25 protein-coding genes and 1 tRNA gene are annotated in these 26,740 nt (G+C 68.3%); 13 read left to right on the top strand and 13 right to left on the bottom strand.

The genetic code is table 11. From position 1 onward, the window contains the following. Positions 1-108 precede the first annotated feature (108 nt). Positions 109-573 (bottom strand): GatB/YqeY domain-containing protein, encoded by a 465-nt coding sequence (locus tag ACZ7LT_RS16970; RefSeq protein WP_471236820.1) that lies wholly within the window; start codon positions 571-573, stop codon positions 109-111. Positions 574-650: 77 nt separating this feature from the next. On the opposite strand from ACZ7LT_RS16970, the gene ACZ7LT_RS16965 reads away from it, so the two are divergent. After that, on the top strand, positions 651-1,589 hold the full coding sequence (locus ACZ7LT_RS16965; RefSeq protein ID WP_471236819.1) for a metallophosphoesterase: 939 nt from the start codon (positions 651-653) through the stop codon (positions 1,587-1,589). 141 nt (positions 1,590-1,730) lie between these two features. After that, positions 1,731-1,804 (top strand) — tRNA-Pro (locus tag ACZ7LT_RS16960). A gap of 811 nt (positions 1,805-2,615) precedes the next feature. Here the strand turns inward: ACZ7LT_RS16960 and ACZ7LT_RS16955 are convergent. From ACZ7LT_RS16955 to ACZ7LT_RS16935, 5 genes are all read right to left on the bottom strand, one after another. Continuing rightward, positions 2,616-3,293, bottom strand: a complete 678-nt coding sequence (locus ACZ7LT_RS16955) for a class I SAM-dependent methyltransferase (RefSeq protein WP_471236818.1) — start codon at positions 3,291-3,293, stop codon at positions 2,616-2,618. A gap of 106 nt (positions 3,294-3,399) precedes the next feature. Beyond that, the gene (locus ACZ7LT_RS16950; protein ID WP_471236817.1) at positions 3,400-4,299 is read right to left on the bottom strand and encodes a glycosyltransferase family 2 protein; all 900 of its coding nucleotides are present in this window, start codon (positions 4,297-4,299) and stop codon (positions 3,400-3,402) included. A gap of 76 nt (positions 4,300-4,375) precedes the next feature. Beyond that, positions 4,376-5,503, bottom strand: a complete 1,128-nt coding sequence (locus ACZ7LT_RS16945) for a glycosyltransferase family 4 protein (RefSeq protein WP_471236816.1) — start codon at positions 5,501-5,503, stop codon at positions 4,376-4,378. Then, positions 5,500-6,291 (bottom strand): PIG-L deacetylase family protein, encoded by a 792-nt coding sequence (locus tag ACZ7LT_RS16940; RefSeq protein ID WP_471236815.1) that lies wholly within the window; start codon positions 6,289-6,291, stop codon positions 5,500-5,502. The genes ACZ7LT_RS16945 and ACZ7LT_RS16940 overlap by 4 nt, the downstream gene beginning before the upstream one ends. 12 nt (positions 6,292-6,303) lie before the next feature. Next, positions 6,304-7,098 carry a phytanoyl-CoA dioxygenase family protein gene (locus ACZ7LT_RS16935; protein ID WP_471236814.1) on the bottom strand — a complete coding sequence of 265 codons (795 nt, stop codon included), beginning with the start codon at positions 7,096-7,098 and terminating at the stop codon, positions 6,304-6,306. Positions 7,099-7,191: 93 nt separating this feature from the next. Between ACZ7LT_RS16935 and ACZ7LT_RS16930 the strand changes: the two genes are divergently transcribed. The 5 genes from ACZ7LT_RS16930 (at position 7,192) to ACZ7LT_RS16910 (ending at position 12,292) form a co-directional block, all read left to right on the top strand. After that, a complete protein-coding gene (locus ACZ7LT_RS16930) occupies positions 7,192-7,896 on the top strand; it encodes an endonuclease/exonuclease/phosphatase family protein (protein WP_471236813.1) in 705 nt (234 codons plus the stop codon). Between the two features lie 155 nt (positions 7,897-8,051). Next, complete coding sequence (locus ACZ7LT_RS16925) at positions 8,052-8,714, top strand: GNAT family N-acetyltransferase (RefSeq protein ID WP_471236812.1); 663 nt, start codon at positions 8,052-8,054, stop codon at positions 8,712-8,714. 275 nt (positions 8,715-8,989) lie between these two features. Beyond that, positions 8,990-9,811, top strand: coding sequence for a phytanoyl-CoA dioxygenase family protein (locus ACZ7LT_RS16920; RefSeq protein WP_471236811.1), 822 nt, complete (start codon positions 8,990-8,992; stop codon positions 9,809-9,811). A gap of 137 nt (positions 9,812-9,948) precedes the next feature. Next, positions 9,949-10,545, top strand: coding sequence for a GMC family oxidoreductase (locus tag ACZ7LT_RS16915; protein ID WP_471236810.1), 597 nt, complete (start codon positions 9,949-9,951; stop codon positions 10,543-10,545). Between the two features lie 241 nt (positions 10,546-10,786). Next, entirely contained in the window at positions 10,787-12,292 is a 1,506-nt protein-coding gene (locus ACZ7LT_RS16910) for a SulP family inorganic anion transporter (RefSeq protein ID WP_471236809.1), read from the top strand. Positions 12,293-12,389: 97 nt separating this feature from the next. Here ACZ7LT_RS16910 and ACZ7LT_RS16905 read toward each other — a convergent pair whose 3' ends face one another. Then, positions 12,390-12,983, bottom strand: a complete 594-nt coding sequence (locus ACZ7LT_RS16905; protein ID WP_471236808.1) for a DM13 domain-containing protein — start codon at positions 12,981-12,983, stop codon at positions 12,390-12,392. 156 nt (positions 12,984-13,139) lie between these two features. On the opposite strand from ACZ7LT_RS16905, the gene ACZ7LT_RS16900 reads away from it, so the two are divergent. From ACZ7LT_RS16900 to ACZ7LT_RS16885, 4 genes are all read left to right on the top strand, one after another. Then, complete coding sequence (locus ACZ7LT_RS16900) at positions 13,140-13,427, top strand: hypothetical protein (RefSeq protein WP_471236807.1); 288 nt, start codon at positions 13,140-13,142, stop codon at positions 13,425-13,427. 268 nt (positions 13,428-13,695) lie between these two features. Continuing rightward, positions 13,696-14,283 carry a TMEM165/GDT1 family protein gene (locus ACZ7LT_RS16895; protein WP_471236806.1) on the top strand — a complete coding sequence of 196 codons (588 nt, stop codon included), beginning with the start codon at positions 13,696-13,698 and terminating at the stop codon, positions 14,281-14,283. A 106-nt stretch (positions 14,284-14,389) separates the two neighbouring features. Continuing rightward, positions 14,390-15,037, top strand: coding sequence for a dihydrofolate reductase family protein (locus ACZ7LT_RS16890; protein ID WP_471236805.1), 648 nt, complete (start codon positions 14,390-14,392; stop codon positions 15,035-15,037). Positions 15,038-15,222: 185 nt separating this feature from the next. Further along, on the top strand, positions 15,223-15,921 hold the full coding sequence (locus tag ACZ7LT_RS16885) for an ankyrin repeat domain-containing protein (protein ID WP_471236804.1): 699 nt from the start codon (positions 15,223-15,225) through the stop codon (positions 15,919-15,921). 59 nt (positions 15,922-15,980) lie between these two features. Here the strand turns inward: ACZ7LT_RS16885 and ACZ7LT_RS16880 are convergent, their stop codons facing one another. Continuing rightward, positions 15,981-16,811, bottom strand: a complete 831-nt coding sequence (locus ACZ7LT_RS16880; RefSeq protein ID WP_471236803.1) for a class I SAM-dependent methyltransferase — start codon at positions 16,809-16,811, stop codon at positions 15,981-15,983. Positions 16,812-16,984: 173 nt separating this feature from the next. On the opposite strand from ACZ7LT_RS16880, the gene ACZ7LT_RS16875 reads away from it, so the two are divergent. Both ACZ7LT_RS16875 and ACZ7LT_RS16870 read left to right on the top strand, forming a co-directional pair. Beyond that, positions 16,985-18,778 (top strand): S9 family peptidase, encoded by a 1,794-nt coding sequence (locus ACZ7LT_RS16875; protein WP_471236987.1) that lies wholly within the window; start codon positions 16,985-16,987, stop codon positions 18,776-18,778. A 22-nt stretch (positions 18,779-18,800) separates the two neighbouring features. Then, positions 18,801-19,553: an SURF1 family protein gene (locus tag ACZ7LT_RS16870; RefSeq protein WP_471236802.1), complete on the top strand. Its 753-nt coding sequence runs from the start codon at positions 18,801-18,803 to the stop codon at positions 19,551-19,553. A 39-nt stretch (positions 19,554-19,592) separates the two neighbouring features. On the opposite strand, the gene ACZ7LT_RS16865 is transcribed toward ACZ7LT_RS16870, so the two are convergent. From ACZ7LT_RS16865 to ACZ7LT_RS16845, 5 genes are all read right to left on the bottom strand, one after another. Beyond that, positions 19,593-20,570 (bottom strand): hypothetical protein, encoded by a 978-nt coding sequence (locus ACZ7LT_RS16865; protein WP_471236801.1) that lies wholly within the window; start codon positions 20,568-20,570, stop codon positions 19,593-19,595. 350 nt (positions 20,571-20,920) lie between these two features. After that, complete coding sequence (locus ACZ7LT_RS16860; protein WP_471236800.1) at positions 20,921-21,643, bottom strand: SigE family RNA polymerase sigma factor; 723 nt, start codon at positions 21,641-21,643, stop codon at positions 20,921-20,923. A 337-nt stretch (positions 21,644-21,980) separates the two neighbouring features. Further along, positions 21,981-23,039 carry an aspartate-semialdehyde dehydrogenase gene (locus ACZ7LT_RS16855; protein WP_471236799.1) on the bottom strand — a complete coding sequence of 353 codons (1,059 nt, stop codon included), beginning with the start codon at positions 23,037-23,039 and terminating at the stop codon, positions 21,981-21,983. Then, a complete protein-coding gene (locus ACZ7LT_RS16850; RefSeq protein ID WP_471236798.1) occupies positions 23,036-24,307 on the bottom strand; it encodes an aspartate kinase in 1,272 nt (423 codons plus the stop codon). The genes ACZ7LT_RS16855 and ACZ7LT_RS16850 overlap by 4 nt, the downstream gene beginning before the upstream one ends. 223 nt (positions 24,308-24,530) lie before the next feature. After that, entirely contained in the window at positions 24,531-26,684 is a 2,154-nt protein-coding gene (locus ACZ7LT_RS16845; RefSeq protein ID WP_471236797.1) for a tetratricopeptide repeat protein, read from the bottom strand. Positions 26,685-26,740 lie beyond the last annotated feature (56 nt).

Below are 26,740 nucleotides of genomic sequence, written 5' to 3'. Positions count from 1 at the left end.
CGCTCCTGGCGCGACGGAAGGGGCGGACCGCGTGACGCGGTCCGCCCCTTCCGTCGTTGTTCGCCGGCCCTGGGCGCCGGCTTCCGTGGCCGGCGTCGTCTCAGGGTGTCAGCCCGCGAGGAGCTGCTTGACCGCGGTGGCGACCCGGCTGCCTTCCGCGCGGCCCTCCACCTTCGGCTTCACGATCTTCATGACGGCACCCATGGCCTTCGGGCCCTCGGCGCCGGCGGCCTTGGCCTCCTCGACGGCCTGGGCCACGATCTGCCGCAGCTCGTCGTCGGTCAGCTGCTGCGGGAGGTACGCGTCGAGAATGACGCCCTCCGCGCGCTCACGCTCGGCGGACTCGGCGCGACCGCCCTTGTCGAAGGCCTCGGCGGCCTCGCGGCGCTTCTTCGCCTCCTTGGCGAGGACCTTCAGCACCTCGTCGTCGGTCAGCTCACGCGCGTCCTTGCCGGCCGTCTCCTCGTAGGCGACGGCGGAGAGGGTGAGTCGGAGCGTCGAGGAGCGCAGTTCGTCGCGCGCCCTGATCGCCTCGGTGAGGTCGTCCTGGAGCTTGGCCTTGAGCGTGGTCATGGAACAAGTGTGGCAGGTACGAGGCCGGCACCGCCCGCCCATTTCTGCGGCACGGCGCGGTCTGCGACGATGTGGGGATGCGCGCGCGATACGGGACTCCCTTGAAAATCACGGCAGGTGTGGCGGCGGTCGGCGCGGCCGGCCTGGCGTACGCGGCGGGATTCGAGGCCCGCTCGTTCCGGCTCCGCCGGGTGACCGTCCCGGTCCTGCCACCCGGCATGCGCGATCTGCGCGTCCTTCAGGTCTCCGACATCCACATGGTGAGCGGGCAGCGCAAGAAGCGGGCGTGGCTCCAGTCGCTGGCGGGCCTGCGGCCCGACTTCGTCGTGAACACCGGCGACAACCTCTCCGACACCGAGGGCGTGCCGGAGGTCCTGGACGCGCTCGGTCCGCTGATGGAGTTCCCGGGCGTCTATGTCTTCGGCTCCAACGACTACTACGGCCCTCGGCTGCGCAACCCCGCCCGCTATCTGCTGGAGAAGGTCCAGGGCAAGCACGGTCTGAACGGCAACGCCCCGGTCGTGGGCGCCGTGCACAACCCGTGGGAGGAGCTGCGGGACGCGTTCGACGCGGCGGGCTGGGTGAACCTGACCAACACGCGGGGCCGGCTGAAGCTCGACGGACTCGAGGTGGCGTTCACCGGCCTGGACGACCCGCACATCAAGCGCGACCGCTACGAGCGGGTCGCGGGCGGCCCCGACACCTCCGCCGACTTCTCGATCGGCGTGGTCCACGCCCCTTACCTGCGCTCCCTGGACGCCTTCACCGCGGACGCCTACCCGCTGATCCTGGCCGGCCACACCCATGGCGGGCAGCTGTGCATCCCCTTCTACGGGGCGCTGGTCACCAACTGCGACCTGGACACGGACCGCGTGAAGGGCCTGTCGACGCACCGGTCCGGCGGCAACGTCTCGTACCTCCACGTCTCGGCGGGGTGCGGTACGAACCGGTACACCCCGGTCCGGTTCGCCTGCCCGCCGGAGGCGACGCTGCTGACCCTCACGGCCCGCGACTGAGACCACACGGCCCGCGAGCCCGCCGCGTCCCCGGTCGCTGCCGTAGCCTGCGCCGCCGCCCCGAAAACCGGATTTCGTCTCCGGCCGCGGGTGGGCTAAAGTAATCGATGTCGCCGCGACGGAATGCCTGAGCAGTGACATCGGGGTGTAGCGCAGCTTGGCAGCGCGCTTCGTTCGGGACGAAGAGGTCGTGGGTTCAAATCCCGCCACCCCGACAGAGAAACACCAGGTCAGGCCCGGTGCTGAGAGATCAGCACCGGGCCTGGTTTGCTGTGCGGGCCCGGCATGGGAGCCGACTGCACGCGGTGGTGATGCAATGGGTGCGCTCGAGCCGACGGAAGCGGCGCTTGCGGCCGGGGCGGCGTCGCCGTCGGCGCGCAGCGCGGCACCCGGTCTCAGTCCGCGCACTCGGAGATCATTTCCAAGAGCGCAGAAGCTCTTCCATGACCTCCACGCGGCCTTATTCCGCCCTTCTCGTTTTTGGGCGCGGCGCCGGAGGTAGGCAACGATCCGCAGCTTGCGAGGGCACCGAGACGCCGACGGCGCCACTCCGATTCCGCCCCGGAATGCTTCCCGGATGATCCGGAACTCCGGTGGGCGACGTGATCCGACCGGCGGGAGGGTCTCAGCGGGAGAATCGGCCGAGTGAGCGACGCTGCGTGCTCATCCCCCACAGCAGCGGCTTCTCCGGGTTGTGGGAGCGACTCCTGCGGCGCGCGGCGCCAGGGGGCGGCCAGTCTGGGTCTGCTTGAACAGGCGGAAGGCGTGTGCCAGGTCGAACCTTCTCAGCAATGCCTGCCAGGCCCGGTCACGTTCGCGTTGCTGGCGCCGGTCTTCGGGGGCCAAAACCACACTGGCAGCGCTGCTGAGTCATTCGAGAGGTGTTCTACCTCTGACCGGGGCAACGGTGGCAGCCGTACTGTCGCGCTGGAGCTTTCGTGACTCAGCATGACCCCGTAAGAGATCGGGGTCGGTTCAACCACCGCCCCCTCAACTCATGTGCTGACCAGCTGCGGCCTCGGCCCGTCACCGAAGGCGACGAAAGGACAAGCGAGTCAAGCCAACGCTCGGGGGCACAACGGCGTCGAACAGTCGAGCCAGCGGAAGGAGAGCAGACTCGCACTTGCTATGGCGCCGAGTGATCTCCGCTCCTTCATGGCGCCGCCGGGATGTGGCACTTCGCACCAGAACGGCGGAGACCTCCTGTGCGGATAGGCGCAACCGCTCCGACTTCACCAAGCCGAAGCCCGCATCCCGCATCGGCCGAACGTACCACGACGGCCGCCGCAGCCAGTGTGATGGGCGATCATTCAGTGGTATCACCGATGTGTCCTCGAAGAGGTGCACCTCACGATCAGCCACGCGCGCGAGTTCGAGCAACAGACAGAGAGCGTCGGCGGGGGGGTTGTGCTGCAGAACCGTGGCCACGAACACCGCATCGAAGCGGCGGTCCTCGAACGGGAGACTGCGCCCGTTCGTCTGGACGAACTCCGCATCGACCGTCCTGCGTGCGTGATCGAGCATGGACGGCGACAGATCTGCTCCGACCACGTGCTTCCCCTGCTCGGTCAGCCACTTGACATTGCCCCCGGGACCGCAGCCCACCTCCAGAATGGTGTCCGCGTGTGCCATCGCTGGACCGAGCAGCCGCCTCTTGAACAGCTCACGCTTCAGCCGGTAGAACGGCGTGTCGTCGCCGGCCACGACTCCCTGGCCATCTTGGCGCCCGGTGAGATGGGAAGCCACCTTGTCCCAGTAATCCTGTTGTGTATATCCGGCCATCAGCGTCTATACCTCGACCTTTCAACAATTAGACGTCGTGTGCAGAAGGCCCAGGCTGCACTTCCCGCGACACAGGATTCCAGACCTGGTAGGTTCGCCCTCGCCGGTCGTCGAGACGTCCTTGCAGATGAGCGACAGCTTCCAGACCTGAGAGAACCACAAGAGGAACCAGCGATGCTGGTTCCTTACGTACCAGTCGGGCCGCAGCCAGTATGATGTTCCGTTTCTTCAACGTGGACGGTCTGTAAGAGAGAACGCGTTCGGCGACCCGATGCTGACACGCGATACGGCGCCGCTGACCGTAGAGTTCACGCACAGCGTCCGGGGGAAAGTTCTGCACCTCGGCGTCAGGTACGTACTCCAGTCGACCACCGCGCCCCGTCACCTCCGCTTCCATGACCACCTCGTCGCAGTGGATACCGGCCGGCAGCCCCGCGGACAGGAATATCGAGCGGACCGCGACGACTTCGCCGAGCTTTGCCTGCCGGGACGCAACCTCGTGGTGAAGTTTCCACAGCAAGCGGTGCAAATGTGCCGTCAGGCCAGACCCTCCGAAGGTCTTGATTCGCGGGCCAGTCATCCCGCAGTTCGGGTCTCTCATCATGGGGCGTACCAGGCGTTCCACGAGGTGTGGATCCGGCACCAGGTCGGCTCCCGCCATAACGAGAATCTCACCCTGGGCCACTGAGAGGAATTCGTTGATCGCCGCCAGCTTACCCTCGCGCTTCTTGCGATCCAGTACGGTGATCCGGGAGTCGTCGCGAGCGTATCCCCGAGCGATCTCTACCGTTCGGTCGGAACTCCCGCAAGAGATGACAAATATCTCGGATATCTTCACCTCATCCAGCTGTTGGCCCATGATGGCCTCGATGGACCGCCCGACCGTGCGCTCCTCGTTGTGCGCAAAAATCCCAACGCTGACCAGCAACCATCTATCCTTTCCCCCAAGGAATCTTGTGATCCTCGTGACTGCCCAAAAGGGCGCGGACCCTCACTAGTGGAGATCACTGCGGGCTGTACCGGCCCCGACATGCACGCGTGTATACCTCTTCGATACCGGCCCACATATGCATGGTTCCGAAATATTGCTCGGCCCGCCGGCGCCCTGCGGAACCCATCCTTCGAGCCAGGCTGGGATCACGAAGGACGTGCCGAACGGCCTCGATAAGAGCGTCGCGGTCCCCACGTTCGACCAATAGACCTTCCACGCCGTGCGTGATGAGATCGGGAAGACCTCCAACTCTGGTCGCCACCACCGGGATTCCAGACGCCATGGCTTCGATCACTGAGCGTGGAGTTCCCTCTGTGTCGGAGCAGCATACAAAGACGTCGACGCAGGACATGAGTGAGGGAATATCCGTTCGGAGGCCGGTGAAGACCACTCTCCCGCTAAGACCTTTCTCTTCCGAGAAAGCCTGCATCTGAGACGCCAGGGGGCCATTTCCGACCACCAGGAACGTGGCATTGGGGTCCTCAGCGACAATGGCTCCAGCAGTTTCCAAGAACAGGTCTGGGCGCTTCTCCGGAGACAGCCGGCCGACATAAGCCACCCGCGCACCTTCAATGGGTATGCCTAGTTTCTCGGTAAGGTAGCTTCGTTCTTCGGCGTCCCCGGAAAAGACACCGTTTGCAACGTACGTAACCTCACTGAGACCAATAGCTTTCAGGCGTTCTTCTTCCGGACGACTGGCGGTGATGATCGCGTCTGCTTTGGGTAGGCAGCGCTCATTCAACAGCGTCATAAGACGGAGGCGGACGCCAACTCGAATGAATCCGTGGCTGCTGATGACGAAGGTGGGGCGCTGCCGTTCCCGCCTACGGGAGAACAGCAGGGCGGTGGCCACGTAATCGGATTCGTACCCATGGGAATGAATCAGGTCGGGCCGGATGGTTACGACGTGGTCGCGGATGAACCGCCACCATCGGAAGAACCCTCCTGCTTCCAGGCCGACTTCCTTGATTCCACGCGACCGTAGCCTGGCTGCGTATTCTCTGTTCCCGTAGTGCCCCACCGTGACATCAAGGCCGGCCGACATCTGCTGGGTCGCGAGATCCACCACGTGCAGGTCCGCTCCACCCACCTCTCCAGGTGGTTGGGGACGAATCAAATGCAACACCGATGTGGTGGTCATGGCTTTTCCCAATACCGCTCTGCGGCTATTGCCGTCCCCAGACGCTTCGCGTACCGGGTCAACTCTTCCTCACGGCGCTCCGGCGCAAACCAGAGAATGCTGTGCTGTGAGGCGTAGCAGTCGATGGCCTCGATTTTTGCCTGCCATTGCTGGGCGCTGACATGGCAGACTCGGGCCTCAGCCGGCTCGATGACCGATTCCCACCCCTGATTGTGCTCATAGAGGACGTAGGGCACCTCCTCGTACCAGAGCACGGAGCCAGCCGGCCGCTGGAGATCCCGAACCGCCGTAGCCACAATCGAGTGGTCCACGTGCGCACCAACACCGAGAGGAGCGAGAACCATATCCGCCGCGGCCACCACGGCCAAGTCTCGCAGTGCTTCCGAGACCGCCTTGGTCAGCCCCGGCTCCGGATTACTTTCCTCACTGAAGATGTCCTGACCGTCTGGGTAGATATGGTTGCCGTGAGCGTCCGTGCGGTACAGCGCTTCCGGCATGCCCAGCCGGATGGGTGTTGCTCCCAGTCCTGCCAAGGCCCTGTCGTCTTCGGCCTCCCGGACCTTCATGGCGTCGTCACCGAGGCCGCACTGCGCGTGCAACCGTCGGGCCGCTTTCGACAACGGAGAGGTGGGCAAGCCGTTGAACACAGTGACCACCGTGGTGTCGATGTTCAACTCCGCACATGCCGCCAGAAGGGCCGCACACGAGAGGGTGGCATCGTCAAGGTGCGGCGATATGACTGTCACGGCGCCGCAGCCAGCCATCAACTCTGCGGGCGTCGTCATCATGCTCCCGCTCCTCTAATAGCGGTCGAGATGACGCGGTGGACCACTGACCATATTGAGGTATTCGTAAAACCCGAAGCCGAAAAGCTCCCGACGTTCCGGTGAAAGCGAGTCCAGCACGGCAGGGTCCATACTCAGCTGGAAATTTTCCTGTTGGCGTATATAGGGACGGCAGTAGTACGCCAGCACACCGGTGCGAAGTGCTCCGTCCGACCGGTTCTCTCCGGTTCCGTGCCATAGCCGACCGTCGATGACAAGCGCGGTGCCGGCAGGTCCGGTGGCAGGCACCAACGACTCTTCAGGGGGCGGTGTTTCCAGCAGATGACTACCCGGTGCAACCAACGTGGCCCCATTTTCGACCGTGAAGTCGTCGAGCATCCAGATCACGTGCGCAGCCAACGCCTGCGGCCATGGCCGCGCAGCCCAGTCCTGATCCCAGTGGCGTGCCATAGCGCCGCCACCGGGGCCAGTGATGTTGGCACTCAGGTTGGACATCCGTGCTTCCGGACCCAGCACGGTCTCCATGAGGGCCAGGGCGGTGGGGTGTTCGGCCAACTGGAGGAACTGCTCACCCCGGTTGAAGAGCGCCCATACTCGCTGATTCGAACCACTCGAGTAGACGTGGTCGCGGTTCCGTGCCACATCCGCCGCCGCCTCCGCGTGAACGGCCGCTCTCAAGTCCGAGACCACGGAGGGTGGCAAGACACCCGCAAGCCGGGCACAGCCATGTCTGGCCAGGTGTTCGGCAGCGACATCCATATCGTCGGTTATTTCGGGCAGCCCTAGTTGCCCATGGCCCGTCTCTGTCACGATGTCCCCCGGTTCAACGGATGATCAGATAGGGATGGGTAGACAGTGAAGCACACTTCCCCGCCATACTCCTGAGGGGATGATCTTGACCATATGGACATTCATAGCATCTCGATCGCCAGTCTCAACGCCCACTGGGGACGTAGACTTGACGGCTCCGTGATTGATTTCACAGCAGCATGTCGGGGTCTAGAGGCCGACATCATCTGCCTCCAAGAGGCATGGTCACCCTTTGGCGAGGCCGACATGGCTTCGGAAGTCGGCGCCGCGCTTGGATACGAGGTTCTACACCTCCAGCTGACGGACATGGCCGACATCGACGGGTTCCGGATCGTGAGACAGAGACACGAGGCCGTCGGCGCCTGGGGGTTGGCCCTTCTCAGCAGGTTTCCGATCGAGTCGACCGAGGTTGTCGACCTCGGTAGGGCGCCAGGCGATACGGTCCGCCGCGCCGCCCAGTCCGCCATCGTGAAGACTCCGCTTGGTCGACTCCACATCGCTCACGCTCACTTGAGTCATCGCTTCTATGCAAGCCCCATACAACTCCGTTCGTTGGTAAAGCGGTTGCCCCATGGACCGAGTGTGTTGGTGGGCGATCTCAACATGGTGGGCCCGGTCGCCGCCCTTGTCTCGCGGCGCCGACGGGCAGTCCGAGGGCCAACTTGGCCCGCCCATAGGCCGCTTGTTCAACTGGACCAGGTACTGGTGTCATCAGGAATCACCGTGACTGGCGGTGGCGTTCAGCGGTCCGTCGGCTCGGATCACCTGCCTCTCCGTGTCCAGCTAACTTTCAACTGAGCCCCCGTCAGCGGCGCCGGTCGTCCACCGATCCCCTGATATGACCGGCCTTTGGGTCTGCTATCGTCCGTGAACTCAGTTGACTGTGATGGCTAGTTGGCGCAAGGTCCTGTCAAGCGGCGCCCCGCTTGGCTGGCGGGGGAGGTATCTGCGCGATGGCTTCGGCAATGGCCCTAAGGGGCACAAACGCCGTTGATTTCGTCAGAACATGGCAGCCGGACGCCGCACCGAGCGAGTTCGCTACGGCCGAATGGATCGTCTCGGCCTGGGAGCTGCTGCCGGAGCTGGGCACACCGGCCGTAGCTGTCGTCAGGGACAACTCGTACTGGGCCGCCCTAGCCCTGTCCGAAGTGACTCATCACGACGGTGTGCATTGGGCATTGGCCGGAGCGGCGCTGGGCGATGAGCATGGCGTCGTAGTGTCGGACAGTGTCGGCGTCGCCTATCTCGTCCCTCGGCTTCTATGTCTACTTGAGGAAGCCATCAGTGAGGTTGCCCTTGTCACGCTCAATGCGCTGGCTGCAGGGGGGCACCGGGAACGGGCGCTGGCCACCCGCTCCGGCGATTGGGCCCAGGAGCGCGAGCCCGCGCCTGTGATCCGTCTGCCCGCTGTGAGTGTCAATCCTCAGGGGCATTCCCGGCGCATGCGGAGGCTGGCCGCGCAGGGACCCGTCACGTTTTCGGTCGTTGACGGCCGTCGACTGACCGCGAGCGAAGGCGAACAGTGTGCCCTCCGCCGTTTCGAGAGCTGGACCCGCCAAGGGCGAATCCATGAGCTACCCGCCGTGGAGAGGCTCCCCGGCTTTCCTGGGGACTAAATAGCGCGCATCTTCGTCGTGTCCCCCCGGGTGGCGCAAACTGTGACACCGGCTGTTCTCCGATCCCCGCGAGTCCATTAAGTCGCTCGTATGGCCTGGCCATTGCGCGAACAAGGCACGTCAAGGCTGGACCGCTTGCGCCGTCTGGCCGCTCGCAAAATGCGTGCCGCAGAGGCAGACCGCCCCGATGAACCAGTTGACCAGTTGGCCCACGCTGCACCCTTCCGTGAGAAGCAGCTCCCATACTGTTCCTGCATAGCAAAGGAGTAGAAGACATGAACGAGACCGAACGTTATCTGTTCGACCTCAATGGATACATAGTCCTTCGTGGTGTCCTCGGGAAGGAGGAACTCGAAGCCCTGAACACGGGTGTCGATGCAGCTGGCGTTCCCGAGCTTCTCGACAAGGTGAACTACGTTCACACGGGTTTCCCGGACTTGGAGAACGGAAATTCTGATGGGAATGCTGGACCGGTCGACCTCTCGAACGGCCTGCTGACCGACTGGGGAAAGGAGTTCCGGGACCTTATCGATCACCCGGCCGTCCTCCCCTATTTGGAACAGCTCCTCGGCCCCCAGTTGCGTCTGGACCACAGCTACGCCATCTTCATGCGCTCCGGTGCCGGTGAGACCAGCCCACACCACCTCCACAACGGCGGCACTCCGTTCGACCCTTCTCAGTACTACCTGGTGCGCGACGGCCGCATGTACAACGGCCTGGTAGTGGTGTCGTTCGCGCTCACCGATGTCAATCCCGGCGATGGCGGATTCTGTGTCATCCCGGGCAGTCACAAGTCTTCTTTCCCGGTTCCCGAGGACATTCGCATGATCACCGGCGAGGAACCGCCTGTGGTGCATGTTCCGATGAAGGCCGGCGACGCAGTGATCTTCACCGAGGCCGTCACCCATGGGTCCCTTCCCTGGACCGCCCCGCACGAGCGGCGAGCTGTCCTGTGCAAGTACGCACCGGGTCACATTCAGTGGGAGCAGAAGTCGCCCTGGGCCCGGCTGGATCACCCGTGGACGCCGCGCCAGCAGCAGTTGCTGACCGGTCCCTACGCGGGAGGTCGCCCGGACGTTGGCGTCCAGGGCTCCTAGGACCTTCTGCGCTGACATGAAGTCGGCGGTGCCCCAGGTCCTGTCCGGCGTTTCTGCAACGAGTCTCCGATGGGTGACGTCTCTCTTGATGGTGCCGCGACGTCGGCGTGCGGCGCGCTGGTTTTGTACGTTGAGGCATGCAGAGTGGCGGAAGTCGACCGAGCCCAGCTCTTCGTGGAACCGGTCGGTATGCACACGCAGCGCCGGCTCTCCGTGGAGCGGGCCGGTCGTCCGTATCCCTTTCTCATGATGTGCCGGCAGGCGACCAAGAACTGTCGCTGGTCGTGGTGTCCGAACAAGTACCCGAGAGAAACAGGCGTGTGACACTGGGCAATGAGCGAGACCGGTATGGCGTACCGAAACCCGTCGTGGAATGGCAGGTGATCGATCGCCGGACGGTGGTTCACGGCCAAGGCAGCGCACGATCTGTTGACCGCCCTGGGGCCACCGACATGCGTATCCGTCCCGATGCCTCGTCGTCGGACGCGGTCGGAGGTCCTCATCACCCGGGAACCACACGCAGGGCTCACTCCCCTACTAAGGGAGTAGTCGACAGCGACTGCCGAGTACACGGCGTGGAACCTCTGTTCATCGCCGGTGGATCGGTGTTCCCGACCGGTGGCTATGCACCTCCCACCTTCACCGTGGTCGCTCTCGCCCTACGTTTCGCGGAACATCTCTCTGGAGCCGGGCGCCGCAGACCAGCTCCTCCAGGCGCGCCGGGCCGCACGTAGGCGTCACCGACAGTCGGTAGGAGCGTTCGTCGGGCACGGATCTTCACGCTACGCTGTTCGGGACGAAGAGGTCGTGGCTTCAAATCCCGCCACCCCGACTTCGTAAGACCAGGTCAAGGGCTTGATCCACATGGATCAGGCCCTTGAGTGGTTTCCAGAGATCGTCTTCCTCGGCAATTGCCCAGTTCGCGTGGAGCGTTGACTTCTCCGCGCGCATGACAGGACAGGTCAGCTCCCTCCCATGCCCTCCTCCGCCCTCTCGTCGTCGCTGTGGCTGCGTGCCCGTCGTCGTCCGTCCTGGTTCACGCCGAAGGTGCTGCGGACCGAGGTGCTCGGCGGGCTGGTGGTGGCGCTGGCGCTGATACCCGAGGCCATCTCGTTCTCGATCATCGCGGGGGTGGACCCGGCGATCGGGCTGTTCGCGTCGTTCACGATGGCCGTGACCATCGCGATCGTGGGTGGGCGGTCGGCGATGATCTCGGCGGCGACCGGGGCCGTGGCGCTCGTCATAGCCCCGCTGAACAGGGAGCACGGATTCGGCTATCTGGTGGCGGCGGTCATCCTGGCGGGCGTGTTCCAGATCGTGCTGGGCGGGCTCGGTGTGGCGCGGCTGCTGCGGTTCATACCCCGCTCGGTCATGGTGGGCTTCGTCAACGCGCTCGCCATCCTGGTGTTCCTCGCGCAGGTGCCGGAGCTGCGGGACGTGCCCTGGGCCGTGTATCCGCTGGTGACGGCCGGTCTGGCGTTGATGGTGTTCTTCCCGAGGATCACCACCGTGGTCCCCGCGCCCCTGGTGTCGATCGTCATCCTCACCACCATCACGGTCGCGGCCGGGATCGCCGTGCCGACCGTCGGGGACAAGGGGGCCGTGCCGTCGGCCCTGCCCGTGCCCGGCCTGCCCGACGTGCCGTTCACCCTGGACACCCTGACGACCATCGCGCCGTACGCCTTCGCCATGGCCCTGGTGGGACTGATGGAGTCCCTGATGACGGCGAAGCTCGTCGACGACATCACCGACACCCCCTCCAGCAAGACGCGCGAGTCCGTCGGGCAGGGCATCGCGAACATCGTCACCGGCTTCTTCGGCGGCATGGGCGGCTGCGCGATGATCGGCCAGACGATGATCAACGTGAAGGTGTCCGGGGCGCGGACGCGGCTCTCGACGTTTCTCGCGGGTGTCTTCCTGATGGTGCTGTGCATCGTCTTCGGGCCCGTCGTCTCCGAGATCCCGATGGCCGCCCTGGTGGCCGTCATGGTCATGGTCTGCTTCGCGACCTTCGACTGGCATTCGGTCGCGCCGAAGACGCTGAAGCGGATGCCGGTCGGGGAGACGACCGTCATGGTGGTGACCGTGGCGTGCGTGGTCGCGACCCACAATTTGGCCGTTGGTGTGGTCGCCGGATCGGTGACCGCCATGGTCATCTTCGCGAGGCGAGTCGCCCACCTCGCCGAGGTCACGGCCGTCACCGACCCGGACCACACCACCGTCGTCTACCGGGTGACCGGCGAGCTGTTCTTCGCCTCCTCCAACGATCTCGTCGGCCAGTTCAACTACGCCACCGACCCGGACCGGGTCGTCATCGACCTGTCCGCCGCCCACATCTGGGACGCCTCATCCGTCGCCGCCCTCGATGCCATCGCGAGGAAGTACGCCCAGCGCGGCAAGACCGTCGAGATCACCGGCCTCAACGACCCCAGTGCCCACCTGCACGGCAAGCTCAGCGGCGGACTGGCAGCCGGCCACTGACGGCGGTCCACGATGCGTTGTTCGAACCGGCATCAGAGTGCCACGCCGGTCCGACAACGCCGCTCTCGGCCTGTGGACAACGCTGGGCGGGGGTGTGTCAGGTGGTCGCGAGGCGTGCGGCGCCGAAGGACACGTCGAAGCGGTCGCACCAGATGGTGACGCTGCTGTAGTCGCCGAGCTTCACGTCGGCGGGGATGGCGTAGTTCTGGTCGCCCTTGTTTCCCTTGAGCTTGCCGAGGCTGATGTGTTTGCCGTCGTCGAAGACGCGCCAGCCGGCCGTGCCTTCCTTGACCGGGGCGTCGGTGAGCCACACGCGCAGGTCGGGGCCGTTGCTGGTGTCGAGGTTCTCCAGGCGCAGGGTGTGGCTGCCGTCGGCCAGCCGGATCAGCTTGGCCGTGCCGGTGGTGGTGTGCTCATGGCTGATCAGCGCACCCTCGACGATCGTCGCCGGACCGGCGGGTGAGCCGGAGGACGGGGTGCCGGAGGTGGAGGCGGCCGGGCCGGGTGCCTTCGGCGGTGCGGACACCGCCGGGAGGGCCTCGCTCACGGTGTCGTCCTGCCACAGCTTCCACGGCTGGAACCAGTACAGCCCAGCGCCCACCACCAGGACCGCGGCGATGAGCACCCCTGTCACGACCCTGCCGCGCCGCTTCGTCCCTGTCACTGCCTGCCTCCCTGGCCGGTTGTCCATGGCTCGCATTCAACGTGGTCAGGGTGGGGGGACACCATGCTTCTGGTGATGACGAAAGGCTTACGGCGCCTCGGACGAGGCACGAGTTTGCCCTGAGGCGCGCGTTCCGGTCGGCCGCGTAGCCTGGACGTACCACCCGTGGCGTGGAGGTGAGTCATGGCACGGACCCGCCATTTCCACCTGGATCAGGGCGACCACTCGGTCACGGTCAATGTCGGTCCCGGCAGGAGCGGCGAGATTGAGCTGCTCGTGAACGGCAAGGTGATCAGTCATGTGGGCCACCATGACGCCGGGACGACCGTGCTGACCGGCGAGCTGCCGGACGATCCACCGCGGCTGTTCCACGTCCGGGTCCGTCAGCCACGGCTGGCCCCTTTCCGCCCCGCCTGCGTGTTCGAGATGGACGGCGTGGAGCGGCCGATGCCTGAGCGATCCGTGGTCTAGACCCTCTCCGGTGGGCCTCGGGTACCCTGGGGGCAGCGAAGGGGAGTAGTCCCGTATCGCCGGTCGGTCGACATACTGGCTCCTCAGGGGGCCCGGCTGCCGGGCCGCCGCACTGGATGCGGTGGTGGACGAGACCTTCGGCTACGGCATGAGACGCCCGTCATTCCTAGGCGGGCGGCATTTCGACGTGCCGGGCCGAGTGGTCCTCCTGTCGCCTCCGCGCGACGCGCGAAGCCCCGGGCCCGGCCCTGAACAGAAAGCCTCCCGGATGTCTCTCGACCCCCTGGCGATCGTCATCGCCTTCGGGCTGATCTTCCTCGCCGAGCTGCCCGACAAGACCATGTTCGCCTCGCTGGCCATGGGTACGCGGATGCGCCCTCTGTACGTATGGTTCGGCACATCCACCGCCTTCCTGGCGCATGTGGCGATCGCGGTGACCGCCGGCGGGCTGCTCGGGCTGCTGCCCGGATGGAGCGTGAAGCTGGTGTCGGCTGCGCTCTTCGGGTTCGGCGCTTTCGTCCTCCTGCGGGGCAGCGGTGACGAGGGCGAGGAGGAGGACACGGCCGGGAAGACGGTGACGGGCTTCTGGCCGGTCTTCACCACCGCGTTCATGGCCGTCTTCATCAGCGAGTGGGGCGATCTGACGCAGATCACCACGGCCAATCTGGCTGCCACCAACGGCACCTGGTCCACCGCGATCGGTTCGCTGGCCGCCCTGATGAGCGTGTCGGCGCTGGCACTGGTCGCGGGGCGGTTCATCGCCAAGCGGGTGCCGCTGAAGACGGTTCAGCGCATCGGTGGTCTGTGCATGCTCGCTCTGGCGATCTGGTCGCTGGTCGAGGTCTTCACCGGCTGACGCGCGGCCGAGGCGGTGTCTGTCCACGTCGAGTTGCCGGGCCGTCCCATCGGCCGGAGGCTCGACGGGCAGGACCACGACCACGACGTCGGCGGGGAGCGTTGCCATGGGCAAGGTGTTCGTATCGATCGGAATGACCCTGGACGGGTACGTGGCCGGGCCGAACGCCCGCCCCGGCAACCCGCTCGGCGACGGCGGCACACGCATTCACCAGTGGCTCTACGAGGTCGAGGCCTGGCGGGAGCGGCAGAGCATGCGGGGCGGGGCGAGCAACCCGTCCGGGGAGATCGTCGAGGAGAACTTCGCGCGGGCGGGGGCATATGTGATGGGCCGGCGCATGTTCGACGAGGGTGAGCTGGGGTGGCCGGACCCGCCGCCGTTCCGGGCGCCGGTCTTCGTCCTGACGCACCACGCGCGCGAGGCGTGGGTCCGGCAGGGCGGGACGACCTTCTTCTTCGTCACCGACGGCATCGAGGCGGCCCTCGACCGGGCGCGTGCCGCAGCGGGGGCGAAGGACGTGCAGGTCTCGGGCGGCGCGGAGACCGTACGGGAGTACCTCGACGCCGGGCTGGTCGACGAGCTGGAGATCCATCTCGCGCCGATCGTGCTCGGCGACGGCGTCCGGCTGCTCGACGGGGTCCGTACGGACCTGCGGCTGGAGCCGGACCGGGTGGTCGCGGCGGCGGGGGTGACCCACGTGCGGTACCGGGTCCTGATGCCGGGCGGCGGCTGGCGTCGTACGGACTCCACATGAGCAGGCCTGCCGCCTCGATGGCCCCTGGACGCCATGGCGGAGCTGGGTGCGGTGCTCGTGCCGGCCTGATTGTCAGTGGCGTCCGGCAGGATGGAAAACCGCCCGGCGTCCCGAGCGCGGCGGGTCGTTGACGCCGCCCAGGCCGCCGAGGCTCGCCCGGCCGCCGCATCCGCAGGAGGCTGACCATGCAGACCCTCGACCCGCAGGAGCCGTTGGCCGTGGCCGTCCATGAGGCGATCCGGGGCGGGGACACCCGGACGCTGCGGGACCTCCTCGACCGGCACCCCGGCCTGGCCGCGGCGAGGATCGGTCCGCGGAGCCTGCTGCATGTGGCCACCGACTGGCCGGGGCACTTCCCCAACGTGGCGGCGACGGTCGCCGCACTCGTCGGCGCGGGCGCCGACCCCGACGCCCGCTTCACCGGCGACCACCGGGAGACGCCGCTGCACTGGGCCGCCAGCAGCAACGACCTCATGGCCCTCGACGCGCTGGTCGAGGCGGGCGCGGACATCGAGGCGGACGGAGCGGTCATCGGGGGCGGCACGCCACTGGCCGACGCGCGGGGGTTCGGCCAGTGGGAGGCGGCCCGGCGGCTGCTCGCCCTCGGGGCGCACGCCGACTTCCACGACGCGGCGACGCTTGGACTCCTCGACCGGGTGACGGCGTACGTCACCGGGGCGGAGCAGCCGTCGCCGACGCGACAGGAGATCACCGAGAGGTTCTGGGGCGCGTGCCACGGAAGCCACTTGGAAACGGCGCAGTACCTACGGGACCGGGGCGCGGACACCCGGTGGGTGGGGTGGGACGGAAAGACCCCCTTGGACATCGCGCGCGCGTCGGGCGCCGAGGAGGTGGTGCGCCGGCTGCGGGAGCAGGGGGCGTAGTCCGTACAGAAGCGGCCTGGCGCCGCCCGAAGGCGGCCCGCCCTCTCCGAGGACAGGCGCTACGCCGAGGGGCGGGACGCCCTGAGCGAGTACATCAGCGGCATACGCGGACGGTCGGCCGGGAAGCGGAAGTAGCCGTCGTCGTGGCGCCGCAGCCCGTCGAAGCGCTCGAAGAGCGTGACGTCGTGCTCGTGGAGGAACTCGATCCGCAGCCCGGTCGCCGCGATCGCCGAGACGACGTCGCCGATGGTGTGCGTCCACTCGACACTGCGGTTGTGGACGGTGCCCGCGTCGCGGTCCGTGTACGTCCCCGGCACCTCGTCGACCCAGGCGTCGCGGGAGAAGTAGTCGTACGTGAGCCGCGAACCGGCGTCGTCGAGGGCGTCGGTCAGCGGGTGGAACTCGCTGACGTAGAGGAAACCGCCGGGCGCCACGAGGGAGGCGGACGTCTCCGCCCAGCGCTCGATGTCGGGGAGCCAGTTCAGCGCGCCACAGCCGGTGTAGACGATGTCGTACGCGCTGTCGGGCACGGCCTGCGCGGCGTCGTAGACGTCCGCGGCCACGAACGCGGCCTGGTCGGGGGTGAGTCCGATCTCCGCGGCGAGGGAGCGGGCGGTTTCGACGGCGGGCTCGGAGAAGTCGAGGCCGACGACGTGCGAGGTCCCGCGACGGGCCCACGAGAGGGTGTCGAGACCGATGTGGCACTGGAGGTGCAGCAGCGAGCGGCCGGTCACATCGCCGACCTCGGCGAGCTCGAAGTCGCGCAGAGCGTTCTTGCCGGCCCGGAACGCCTCGACCTCGTAGAAGTCGCTCGCGACGTGTATGGGGACGCGTTCGTCCCAGCGTGCGCGGTTGGCCTCGCGCCAGTCGGTCGGGGTCGGTGAGTACATGCCCGGGAGGTTATCCACAGGCTGCGGACGACGCGAGCGGTTTGTCGGAAGCGCGGAGCATCATGGGGCCCATGACAGAGAGCACTGAGCCCGAGATGACTGACGTCACCGACCGAACCGGCCCGACGGCCGGCGCCCCGGCCGAGGCGGCCGATGTGACCGATGTGACCGAGATGCCGGATTGGGAGAAGCGCTTCCGGGCGCCGCGGGTCTCGCTCCCCGAGTGGGCGGAGGACGCGCCGGACCGCTCGCTGTTCGTCTCCAACGCGACCGGGACGTACGAGCTGTACGCCTGGGACCGGGCGACGGGCGGCCGGCGGCAGGTGACCGACCGGCCGAACGGCACGACGGACGGCACGCTGTCGCCCGACGGCGAGTGGATCTGGTGGTTCTCGGACACGGACGGCGACGAGTTCGGTGTCTGGATGAGGCAGCCGTTCGGCGGCGGGGAGGACGTGCCGGCGGTGCCGGGCCTCGCGGCGGCCTACCCGGCGGGGCTGGCGATCGGGCGGGACGGGACGGTGGTGATCGGCCGGTCCACCGACGAGGAGGGCTCGACGATCCATGTGGCACGGGCGGGCCAGGAGCCCGCCGAGATCTACCGGCACCGGGAGTCCGCCGGGGTCGGCGACCTGTCCCACGACGGGACGCTGATCGCCGTCGAGCACACCGAGCACGGCGACGCAATGCACTCCGCGCTGCGGGTGGTACGGCCGGACAGCTCGGTCGTGGCCGAGCTGGACGACACCAAGGGCGGCCAGGAGGAGCTGGGGCTCGCGGTGCTGGGCTTCGCGCCGGTCGGCGGGGACACCCGGCTGCTCGTCGGCCACCAGCGCCGCGGCCGCTGGGAGCCGATGCTGTGGGACGTCGGCACGGGTGAGGAGACCGATCTCGCCCTCGGGCTGCCCGGCGACGTGTCCGCGGAGTGGTACCCGGACGGCACGGGCCTGCTGATCGTGCACAGCTACGAGGCGCGCAGCGAGATGTTCCGGTACGACATCGCCACCCGCGCGCTCGAGCGGGTGGACACCCCGGCCGGGTCGGTGACGGACGCCACCGCCCGCCCGGACGGGACGGTCGAGTACCTCTGGTCGTCGGCCGCGCATCCGCCGGTGGTGCGTTCGACGGCCGGAGGGGTGGTCCTCGACGCGCCGGGGATGACGGCTCCGGGGTCGGTGCCGGTGCAGGACGTGTGGGTGGAGGGGCCGGGCGGCCGTATCCACGCGCTGGTGCAGCAGCCGGCGTCCGGTGACGGGCCGTACCCGACCGTCTTCGAGATCCACGGCGGGCCGACCTGGCACGACAGCGACGCCTTCGCGGCGGGCCCGGCGGCCTGGGTGGACCACGGCTTCGCGGTCGTACGGGTCAACTACCGGGGGTCCACCGGATACGGCCGGGAGTGGACGGACGCCCTCAAGCACCGGGTGGGGCTGATCGAGCTGGAGGACATCGCGGCGGTCCGGGAGTGGGCGGTCGCCTCTGGCCTGGCCGACCCGGAGCGGCTGGTCCTGGCCGGCGGCTCGTGGGGCGGCTATCTGACCCTCCTCGGGCTCGGCACGCAGCCGGACGACTGGTCGCTGGGGCTGGCGGCCGTCCCGGTCGCCGACTACGTCACGGCGTACCACGACGAGATGGAGGCGCTGAAGGCGATGGACCGCACGCTCCTGGGCGGCACGCCGGAGGAGGTGCCGGAGCGTTTCGAGGCGTCCTCGCCGCTGACGTACGTGGACGCGGTCAAGGCGCCGGTGTACATCTCGGCGGGCGTCAACGATCCCCGGTGCCCGATCCGCCAGGTCGAGAACTACGTGGACCGGCTCGCGGCCAGGGGCGCGGTGCACGAGGTGTACCGGTACGACGCCGGTCATGGCTCGCTGGTGGTGGAGGAACGGATCAAGCAGGTCCGGCTGGAGCTCGACTTCGCGCTGCGGCAGCTGGGTCAGGCGGGGACCCGGGCGGAAGGGAGGTGAGCGGGTTCCGTACCGTGGAGGGGTGTACGGGTTCCTGAGAACGCCCCGCTGGTGGGGGATCAACATCTTCGTCCTGCTGGCGATCCCGGTGTGCGTCTTCATGGGTACCTGGCAGCTGGGCAAGTTCGAGGACCGGGTCGACTCCCACCGGGAGGCCGAGCGGCGGCCCGAGCCCGGGACGCTGTCCGTCAGGCCCCTGGCCGAGCTGCTGCCGGTCGACAAGGAGACGTCAGGGCGGCACGCGTCGGCGAGCGGACGGTACGGGGCGCAGTTCCTCGTACCGGACCGTCAGCTGGACGGCCGCAAGGGCGCGTACGTCCTCACCCTGCTGACCACCGACGAGGGCAAGTCCCTGCCCGTCGTACGGGGCTGGCTCCCGGCCGGGGCCAAGGCTCCGGCCCCGCCGGCCGGCGAGGTCACGGTGGTGGGCTCGCTCCAGGCCTCCGAGAGCGCGGGCACCGCCGGCGTCCATGCGGACGGGGCCCTGCCGGAAGGCCAGCTGGGCATCATCAGCGCGGCGTCGCTGGTGAACGTGGTTTCGGGGGACGTGTACGACGCCTGGGTCACGCTCACCGACTCGCCGAAGGGGCTGACCCCGGTCCCGGCGAAGGCGGCGGCGGGTACGGGCCTCGACATCAAGGCCTTCCAGAACCTCGGCTACACGGCGGAGTGGTTCGTCTTCGCGGGCTTCGTCCTCTTCATGTGGTTCCGCCTCCTGCGCCGCGAGGCGGAAGCGGCCCGCGACGAGGCACTGGGCCTGACCGACCCGGCCTGATCCTGCCCCAGGGGGGCGGGCAGGCCGGGTCCGTACCCGCTACGAGGCGTCCAGGACTCCGGTCCGGTAGATCGTGCCGGCGCAGGCGTTGGGGATGGTGGCCTCGGCGGACGGGGCGCCCGGTTCGGCGGTGTGGGTGACCGCGACGCTGCCGTCCTGCGGGGTGCCGTCCTCCGTGCCGAGCTGCGGGGCCGTGTTCGTACCCGTGGAGCCGGCGTCCGAGCCGGTGGAGCCGGTCGAGCCCGTGGAGGTGCCGCCCGCGTCGGCGGGCGTCGACGGGTCCGGGGAGGGGTTCACCGTCGGGCAGGTCTCTGTGGGGACCCAGGCGAACTTCACCTCGTACGCCGTGTCCGGCTTGAGGACGAGTGCCCTGGCCTCCTGGGAGGGGTCCGGGAGGCCGGTCGCCGCGTCGCCCGCCGCGTGCGCCACGACGCTGATCTTCGCGGAGTTCGCGGCGCCCTTGGCCTCGAAGTTGACCTTGCCCTCGCCGCTGACCGCGCACTCGGTGCCGGAGACGTTGGAGATCCGGAAGATGCCGTAGACCTTGCCCTCCGCGTCGGGCTTGTCCGCCTGCGCGGAGACCACGCCGAGCTGGTCCGCCGCGCAGACCGGGGTCGACACCGCGGCGGAGTCCGACGGGACGACGCTGGCGTCGGCCGTACCGCCGGTGATGCCGGAGACCGTCTCGTCGGGCTTCTGCTCGCCGGGCGGGACGCTCGTCGACGTGGACGGGCCGACGATGGGCCTGCCGGGCTGCTTGCCGGCTTCGCCCTTCTCGGGCTCCTCGCCCTCGCCCGTACCACCCTGGGCCTCCTGGCCGTGGCCGGCGTTGACCGCGCGGTCGTCGGAGGAGATGCCGTCCGAGCCGGCGACATGGACGAAGGCGGGGACGGCGGTGCCGATCAGCACGACCGCCGCGGCGATACCGACCACGGCCTGCCGCTTACGGGCACGCCGCGCCGGGACGGCCTTGCGCAGGTGGTCCAGGGCCCCCTCGGAGGGCTCCACATCGGCCACGGCCTCACGGAGCAGCCGACGCAGCGCCAGCTCGTCCCCGAAGGCGTCACCAGACCCACCGAAGCCACCCGGCCCACTGCTCGAACCGCCCGAGCCAGCCGCCCCGACAGCTGCGCCGAGTCCGGCGAGCCCGCTGAGTCCGTCCGAAGCTCCCGCTCCACCCGGCCCGCCCGGCCCGTTCGGGCTCTCAGGGCGGCCGGAGCCGTCGGGGCCCACCTGGCCGTCCTGCCCGTGCCGCTTCTTGTCCGGCCCGTCGTTCACAATTCCGTTCCCAGTCCGGTCGTCGTCCAACGGCCCGTCCGGCCCGTATCTCTCTGTCCCCCCGGGTCCTTTGCCGCCACCGCGCCTGTTCATGCGTTCGCCTCCATGGCGACGCGCAGAGCGGCGATGCCGCGCGAGCCGTACGCCTTCACCGACCCGAGCGATATGCCGAGCGTCTCGGCGACCTGCGCCTCGGTCATGTCGGCGAAGTACCGCAGCACCAGCACCTCGCGCTGTCGGCGCTGCAGCCCCCGCATCGCCTTGATCAGCGCGTCGCGCTCCAGCTGGTCGTAGGCGCCTTCCTCGGCGCTCGCCATGTCGGGCATCGGCTTGGAGAGCAGCTTCAGCCCGAGGATGCGGCGGCGCAGCGCGGAACGCGACAGGTTCACCACGGTCTGGCGCAGATACGCGAGCGTCTTCTCCGGGTCCCGTACGCGGTTACGCGCGGAGTGGACCCGGATGAAGGCCTCCTGGACGACGTCCTCGCAGGAGGCCGTGTCGTCGAGGAGGAGCGCGGCGAGGCCGAGCAGCGACCGGTAGTGGGCGCGGTAGGTCTCGGTGAGGTGGTCGACGGTGGTGCCCGCAGTCATGGTCCCGGTCATGGCCGCGTCAGCGCCCTCGCGCTGGGCCTGTACGCGGGCGGGCCGGGTGGCGGGCATCGGAGCGATCACCGGCATGCCGCCGGCCGTACGGGGCCGCCGGAGCGGGCGCACGGCAGCACCGCGGGCCGGAGCCGCTGTCGCGCTCCGGAGCGGGACCACGGACGCGCCGCGGAGCGGGACCACCGCCGTGATGTCGAGTACCTCTGCCACGCCTGTTGGACACGCTGCCCCCCGTCAGGGTTGTACGCGTACGCCACCGTTTTTGACGGTGCGTAGATTGCCCTCATGCGTACCCGCTCTTCCCCAATGCCCCGTTTTTCGCGACACCACGAAGGGCGACCGCATAGACGCTCCCCGCCCAACTACCGGTTGCAGAAAGGGGGAAGAGCATCGTCGAACATGCCATCGCCCCAGTTCAAGTGGCATAGACCAGGGTTTTGCTCACAGGGCGTTCACAGATCCTACAAACCTTGCCGATCACGCGGCATCGAATTCCGGACGTATCAATCAAGTCGCGGAGACGGGCCGCGGAAATTACGCCCGCGAATCACACCCCGGAGAGCTCCGCCCCGATCGCCTCGGCGATCTGCGCGGTGTTCAGCGCCGCGCCCTTACGCAGGTTGTCGCCGCAGACGAAGAACTCCAGGGCCTGTTCGTCGTCCAGCGCCCGCCGCAGCCGCCCCACCCAGGTCGGGTCCGTGCCCACGACATCGGCCGGGGTGGGGAAGTCCCCCGCCGCCGGATCGTCGTAGAGCACCACACCCGGCGAGGTGGCCAGGATCTCGTGGGCCCGCGCGACCGTCACCGGGCGCTCGAACCGCGCGTGCACGGAGACGGAGTGGGCGGTCACGACCGGCACCCGTACGCACGTCGCGGACACCCGCAGCTCCGGCAGGGCCAGGATCTTGCGGGTCTCCTCTCGGATGCGCAGCTCCTCCGAGGACCAGCCGCCCTCGCCCGGCGTCCCGGACCACGGCACCACGTTGAGCGCGAGCGGGCCGGGGAAGGGGCCGGTGTCGTCGCCGACCGCGCGGCGTACGTCTCCGGGGTGCACCCCCAGTTCCGTACCGGCCACCACGGACAGCTGGGCGCGCAGGGCGGCCACACCGTCCTGGCCCGCGCCGCTGGCGGCCTGGTACGCGGAGACGACCAGCTCACTCGCGCCGAATTCGGCGTGCAGCGCGCCGACGGCGACGATCAGGGCCAGGGTCGTACAGCCCGGGCTCGCGACGATGCCGCGCGGACGGACCCGTACGGCATGGGGATTGATCTCGGGCACGACCAGCGGCACGTCCGGATCCATCCGGAACGCGGCCGAGTTGTCCACGACCACCGCGCCCTTGGCTGCGGCGATCGGGGCCCACTGGGCGGCGACGTCCTCCGGCACGAGGAAGAGCGCAACGTCCGTGCCCTCCAGCGCCTCTTCGCAGAGCGCGAGGACCTCGGTCTCCTCCCCGCGTACGGCCAGCTTGCGGCCGGCGGATCGCGGGGAGGCGACGAGTCGTATCTCGCCCCAGATGTCGGCGTGCTGCGACAGGATCTGGAGCATCACCGCGCCGACGGCCCCGGCCGCTCCCACGACCGTGAGCGTCGGCCGGCGGGTCATCGCCCGGTGCCTCCATAGACGACGGCCTCGTCGCTGTCGCTGTCCAGGCCGAAGGCGGTGTGGACAGCGCGGACGGCCTCGTTGACGTCGTCGGCGCGGGTGACGACCGAGATGCGGATCTCGGAGGTCGAGATGAGCTCGATGTTCACGCCCGCGTCGGAGAGCGCCTGGAAGAAGGAGGCGGTGACGCCGGGGTTCGTCTTCATTCCGGCGCCGACCAGGGAGATCTTGCCGATCTGGTCGTCGTAGCGCAGCGAGTCGAAGCCGATCGCGCTCTTCGCCTTCTCCAGGGCGTCGATGGCCTTGTGGCCCTCGGCCTTGGGGAGGGTGAAGGAGATGTCCGTGAGGCCGGTGGAGGCGGCGGACACGTTCTGCACGATCATGTCGATGTTGATCTCGGCGTCCGCGACGGCGCGGAAGATGGCCGCGGCCTCGCCCGGCTTGTCGGGCACGCCGACGACCGTGATCTTGGCTTCGGAGACGTCGTGGGCGACTCCGGAGATGATGGCGTGCTCCACCTGCTGATCTCCAAGCGGCTCGTTGCTTACCCATGTGCCCGGCAGTCCGGAGAAGGACGAGCGGACGTGGATGGGGATGTTGTATCGGCGTGCGTACTCGACGCACCGGTGCAGCAGCACCTTGGAGCCGGAGGCGGCGAGCTCCAGCATGTCCTCGAAGGAGATCCAGTCGATCTTCTTCGCCTTCTTCACGACGCGCGGGTCGGCGGTGAAGACGCCGTCGACATCCGTGTAGATCTCGCAGACCTCGGCGTCGAGCGCGGCCGCCAGGGCCACGGCCGTGGTGTCGGACCCGCCCCGGCCGAGGGTGGTGATGTCCTTGCTGTCCGCGGACACACCCTGGAAGCCGGCGACGATGGCGATGTTGCCCTCGTCGAGGGCGGTACGGATCCGGCCCGGCGTGACATCGATGATGCGCGCTTTGTTGTGGACCGAGTCGGTGATGACACCGGCCTGGCTGCCCGTGAACGACTGGGCCTCGTGGCCCAGGTTTTTGATCGCCATGGCCAGCAGGGCCATGGAGATCCGCTCTCCGGCGGTCAGCAGCATGTCGAACTCACGCCCGGCAGGCATCGGGGATACCTGCTCGGCGAGATCGATCAACTCGTCCGTCGTGTCGCCCATCGCCGAGACCACGACGACCACCTGATGGCCGTTCTTCTTGGCATCGACGATCCGCTTGGCGACCCGCTTGATGCCCTCGGCATCGGCTACGGAGGAGCCTCCGTACTTCTGCACGACAAGGCCCACGTGCGCTCCTCGCTCAGTCCATGTACTGCGGTCACCGCTGTTCGGCGCCGCAGACTTGCGGTCGGCTCAGTCTAACGAGCAGCCCGGAATCGCCCCCGTCGTATCGCATCCTGAGATGTCCCGCTCAAGAAGTGATCACGGGGTGGTTGGTGTGATTCCTGGGGCTGCCCGCAGGATGCCCTCTGCCCGGGGTGGGCGGCGGTACGCGGGGATGTGCGGCATGTCACTCGGAGGGCGGGCTCACGGGGGGCGGGGCGGGCAGGGGGACGGGGGGCGCGTCCGGCATCGTCCGGGCCTGCTCGAGCAGCCGGCGCAGAGAGCTTTCGTACCGCGTCCCGCCCACCAGCGACGCCTGCTGCTCCTCGATGACACGGGCCATGTCCGCGGCCCGCTCCTTCCGCCCGGCCCGGACCAGGAGCCTCAGCACGAAGCCCCGCGCACCGAAGAGGGGCAGATCAGCGGCTCCCTGTGACCGCTCCATCACACCGGCCAGGTACGCGTCCGCCACGGCGATCGCCCCGTCGAAGTCCCCGACGGCGGCTCGGGCCCTGGCCAGCTCCTGCTGGAGCGAGCCGATCACCTCAGGGTCCAGCTCCGGCTGCGCGACCCACTCGGAGAGAGCCGTTTCCAGAAGGCTCAGGCCCCTCTCCCCCAGCTGCTCGGGGTACGACTCCACCGATGCCGCGCACGCCTTGAACAGGGTCAGGGCCAGCGTGAGGGTCACCGGGTGGTACCGGCCGAAGACGGCCACGGCGCGGGAGCTGTACGGCATGAGAGCGGCGACGGCGCCCGCGTAGTCGCCATGCTCGATCATGGCCCTTGCCAGGCCGACGGCCATGTCGAAGCTGTACTCGTGATCCGCCCCCAGCACCCGCTCGGTGTCGCGGAGTACCTCGCCGTACAGCTCGATCGCCTCGTCGGGCCGATCGGCCGTCAGGTGCGCCCACGCCAGGTGCTTGCGCCAGTGAAGCGTGTGCCGATGATCGGGGCCCAAGGCGCGCACTGCGCCACGCACCGCGCGCTCGCACAGCGCCACCCCCTGTTCATGCACACGGGACAGCAGCAATTGGCCGCCGGCGAGGGCGAAGACATGGGCGCTTTCCTGGCTGTCCCACTCCTCGGGCAGCACCGCCGCGAGAGCCTCGGCATGGTGAAGGTACTGGCGCTCGGTGAAGACGGAGGTCGGATCGGTCGCGGTGTCGGCAAACGCGCGTTCCAGCGCCCGCACGGCAATAGCGCAGCTCTGCCGGACCAGCTCTTCCGTCCAGTCCCGCCGGGGATCCGGAATCCGCGCCACCTTCTGCACCAGGCGGTGCACGGAGAAGGAGTCCCCGTTCAAAGTGATCATGCTGTGCGCGGCGAGCCGCCGGAAGGCCCGCAGCACCTCCGGCGGGCTCGCGAGCGGGGTGAAGAGCTCCCGCGCGATCCCCTCCGGCGCCCACCACGCCGAGATCCGCAGAATCACCTCCGCCAGTGGGGTGTCGTCCAGTCGGTCCAGCGTCACCCTCCACACCCGGGCGATCGTGCGCTCCGCGTCGCCACCCTCCGCCGGGTCGGCGAGGATCTCGGCCGGGTAGGCGTCCAGCAATGCTCGGTACTCGGCCGCGCCGATCTCCGCCTCGGCGCAGTACGCGGCCGCCTGCTCCACGGCCAGCGGCAGGAAGCCGAGCTCCGCGCAGAGCTCCTCCACCGGTCCGGCCTCCCCGCCGCCCCGGATGCGGGTGAACAGCTCGACCGCCTCCGACGGGGAGAGGACGTCCAGCGCGACCGTACGGGCGATGCCCTGCCAGCCGCTCGTACGGCGGGTGGTCACGAGAAAGCGCCCGCGGGCCGCACGGGACAACAGGGGCCGTACATGCGCCGGGTCGGAGACGTTGTCCAGGATCAGCAGCCAGTCGTCGTGCGCGGCGAGCCACTGCAACGCCCGTTCCTTCAGGGCCCCTTGGGACAGGGCCTCGGCCAGTGCGGGCTGCATCGCCACCGCGAGCGCCGCCAGTCCCGCGTCCAGCTCCGCGGGGGTCTCCGCCGTGATCCACCAGACCGGGGCGTCGCCGCCCCTACGGGTCGCCGCCCACTGGGCCGCCAGCGTCGACTTGCCGATGCCCCCGAGGCCATGGACGGCCTGGACCACTACACCGCCGACACCGTCACCCAACGCCGCGTCCAGCACACTGAGTTCGCACTCGCGCCCGACGAACGTGTCCGTGCGCAGGGGTATGTTGACCAGGCCGGGAGGGCAGGCGGCCAGGGCCAGCGCTTCCGCCGGGAGCAGGGTCGCGTGCTCGACCTGGGTGATGTGGTCCCCGGTCGTGATCCGCCCGGCGTTTCCGCCGACGGCCACGGACTTGTCCCCTGAGGCTTCCGCCTGTCCCGCCATCGCACCATCATGGCACCGGCCTTCCCGCTTCCAGGCCGACTTGAGAGACCCCGAAG

Source organism: Streptomyces sp. NPDC039465, from assembly GCF_055639315.1.
The sequence above is the reverse complement of the archived record's forward strand: the minus strand, read 5'-3'. Positions and strand labels throughout refer to the sequence as shown.

What these genes read in the sequence shown, in the direction of transcription:
- ACZ7LT_RS16875 (WP_471236987.1), top strand. Translation starts at nt 16,985, where the DNA reads ATGCCGGATTGGGAGAAGCGCTTCCGGGCGCCGCGGGTCTCGCTCCCC.
- ACZ7LT_RS16895 (WP_471236806.1), top strand. Translation starts at nt 13,696, where the DNA reads ATGTCTCTCGACCCCCTGGCGATCGTCATCGCCTTCGGGCTGATCTTC.
- ACZ7LT_RS16890 (WP_471236805.1), top strand. Translation starts at nt 14,390, where the DNA reads ATGGGCAAGGTGTTCGTATCGATCGGAATGACCCTGGACGGGTACGTG.
- ACZ7LT_RS16920 (WP_471236811.1), top strand. Translation starts at nt 8,990, where the DNA reads ATGAACGAGACCGAACGTTATCTGTTCGACCTCAATGGATACATAGTC.
- ACZ7LT_RS16880 (WP_471236803.1), bottom strand. Translation starts at nt 16,811, where the DNA reads ATGTACTCACCGACCCCGACCGACTGGCGCGAGGCCAACCGCGCACGC.
- ACZ7LT_RS16945 (WP_471236816.1), bottom strand. Translation starts at nt 5,503, where the DNA reads ATGACCACCACATCGGTGTTGCATTTGATTCGTCCCCAACCACCTGGA.
- ACZ7LT_RS16905 (WP_471236808.1), bottom strand. Translation starts at nt 12,983, where the DNA reads ATGGACAACCGGCCAGGGAGGCAGGCAGTGACAGGGACGAAGCGGCGC.
- ACZ7LT_RS16930 (WP_471236813.1), top strand. Translation starts at nt 7,192, where the DNA reads ATGGACATTCATAGCATCTCGATCGCCAGTCTCAACGCCCACTGGGGA.
- ACZ7LT_RS16940 (WP_471236815.1), bottom strand. Translation starts at nt 6,291, where the DNA reads ATGATGACGACGCCCGCAGAGTTGATGGCTGGCTGCGGCGCCGTGACA.
- ACZ7LT_RS16925 (WP_471236812.1), top strand. Translation starts at nt 8,052, where the DNA reads ATGGCTTCGGCAATGGCCCTAAGGGGCACAAACGCCGTTGATTTCGTC.
- ACZ7LT_RS16845 (WP_471236797.1), bottom strand. Translation starts at nt 26,684, where the DNA reads ATGGCGGGACAGGCGGAAGCCTCAGGGGACAAGTCCGTGGCCGTCGGC.
- ACZ7LT_RS16915 (WP_471236810.1), top strand. Translation starts at nt 9,949, where the DNA reads ATGCAGAGTGGCGGAAGTCGACCGAGCCCAGCTCTTCGTGGAACCGGT.
- ACZ7LT_RS16900 (WP_471236807.1), top strand. Translation starts at nt 13,140, where the DNA reads ATGGCACGGACCCGCCATTTCCACCTGGATCAGGGCGACCACTCGGTC.
- ACZ7LT_RS16965 (WP_471236819.1), top strand. Translation starts at nt 651, where the DNA reads ATGCGCGCGCGATACGGGACTCCCTTGAAAATCACGGCAGGTGTGGCG.
- ACZ7LT_RS16910 (WP_471236809.1), top strand. Translation starts at nt 10,787, where the DNA reads ATGCCCTCCTCCGCCCTCTCGTCGTCGCTGTGGCTGCGTGCCCGTCGT.
- ACZ7LT_RS16885 (WP_471236804.1), top strand. Translation starts at nt 15,223, where the DNA reads ATGCAGACCCTCGACCCGCAGGAGCCGTTGGCCGTGGCCGTCCATGAG.
- ACZ7LT_RS16970 (WP_471236820.1), bottom strand. Translation starts at nt 573, where the DNA reads ATGACCACGCTCAAGGCCAAGCTCCAGGACGACCTCACCGAGGCGATC.
- ACZ7LT_RS16855 (WP_471236799.1), bottom strand. Translation starts at nt 23,039, where the DNA reads ATGACCCGCCGGCCGACGCTCACGGTCGTGGGAGCGGCCGGGGCCGTC.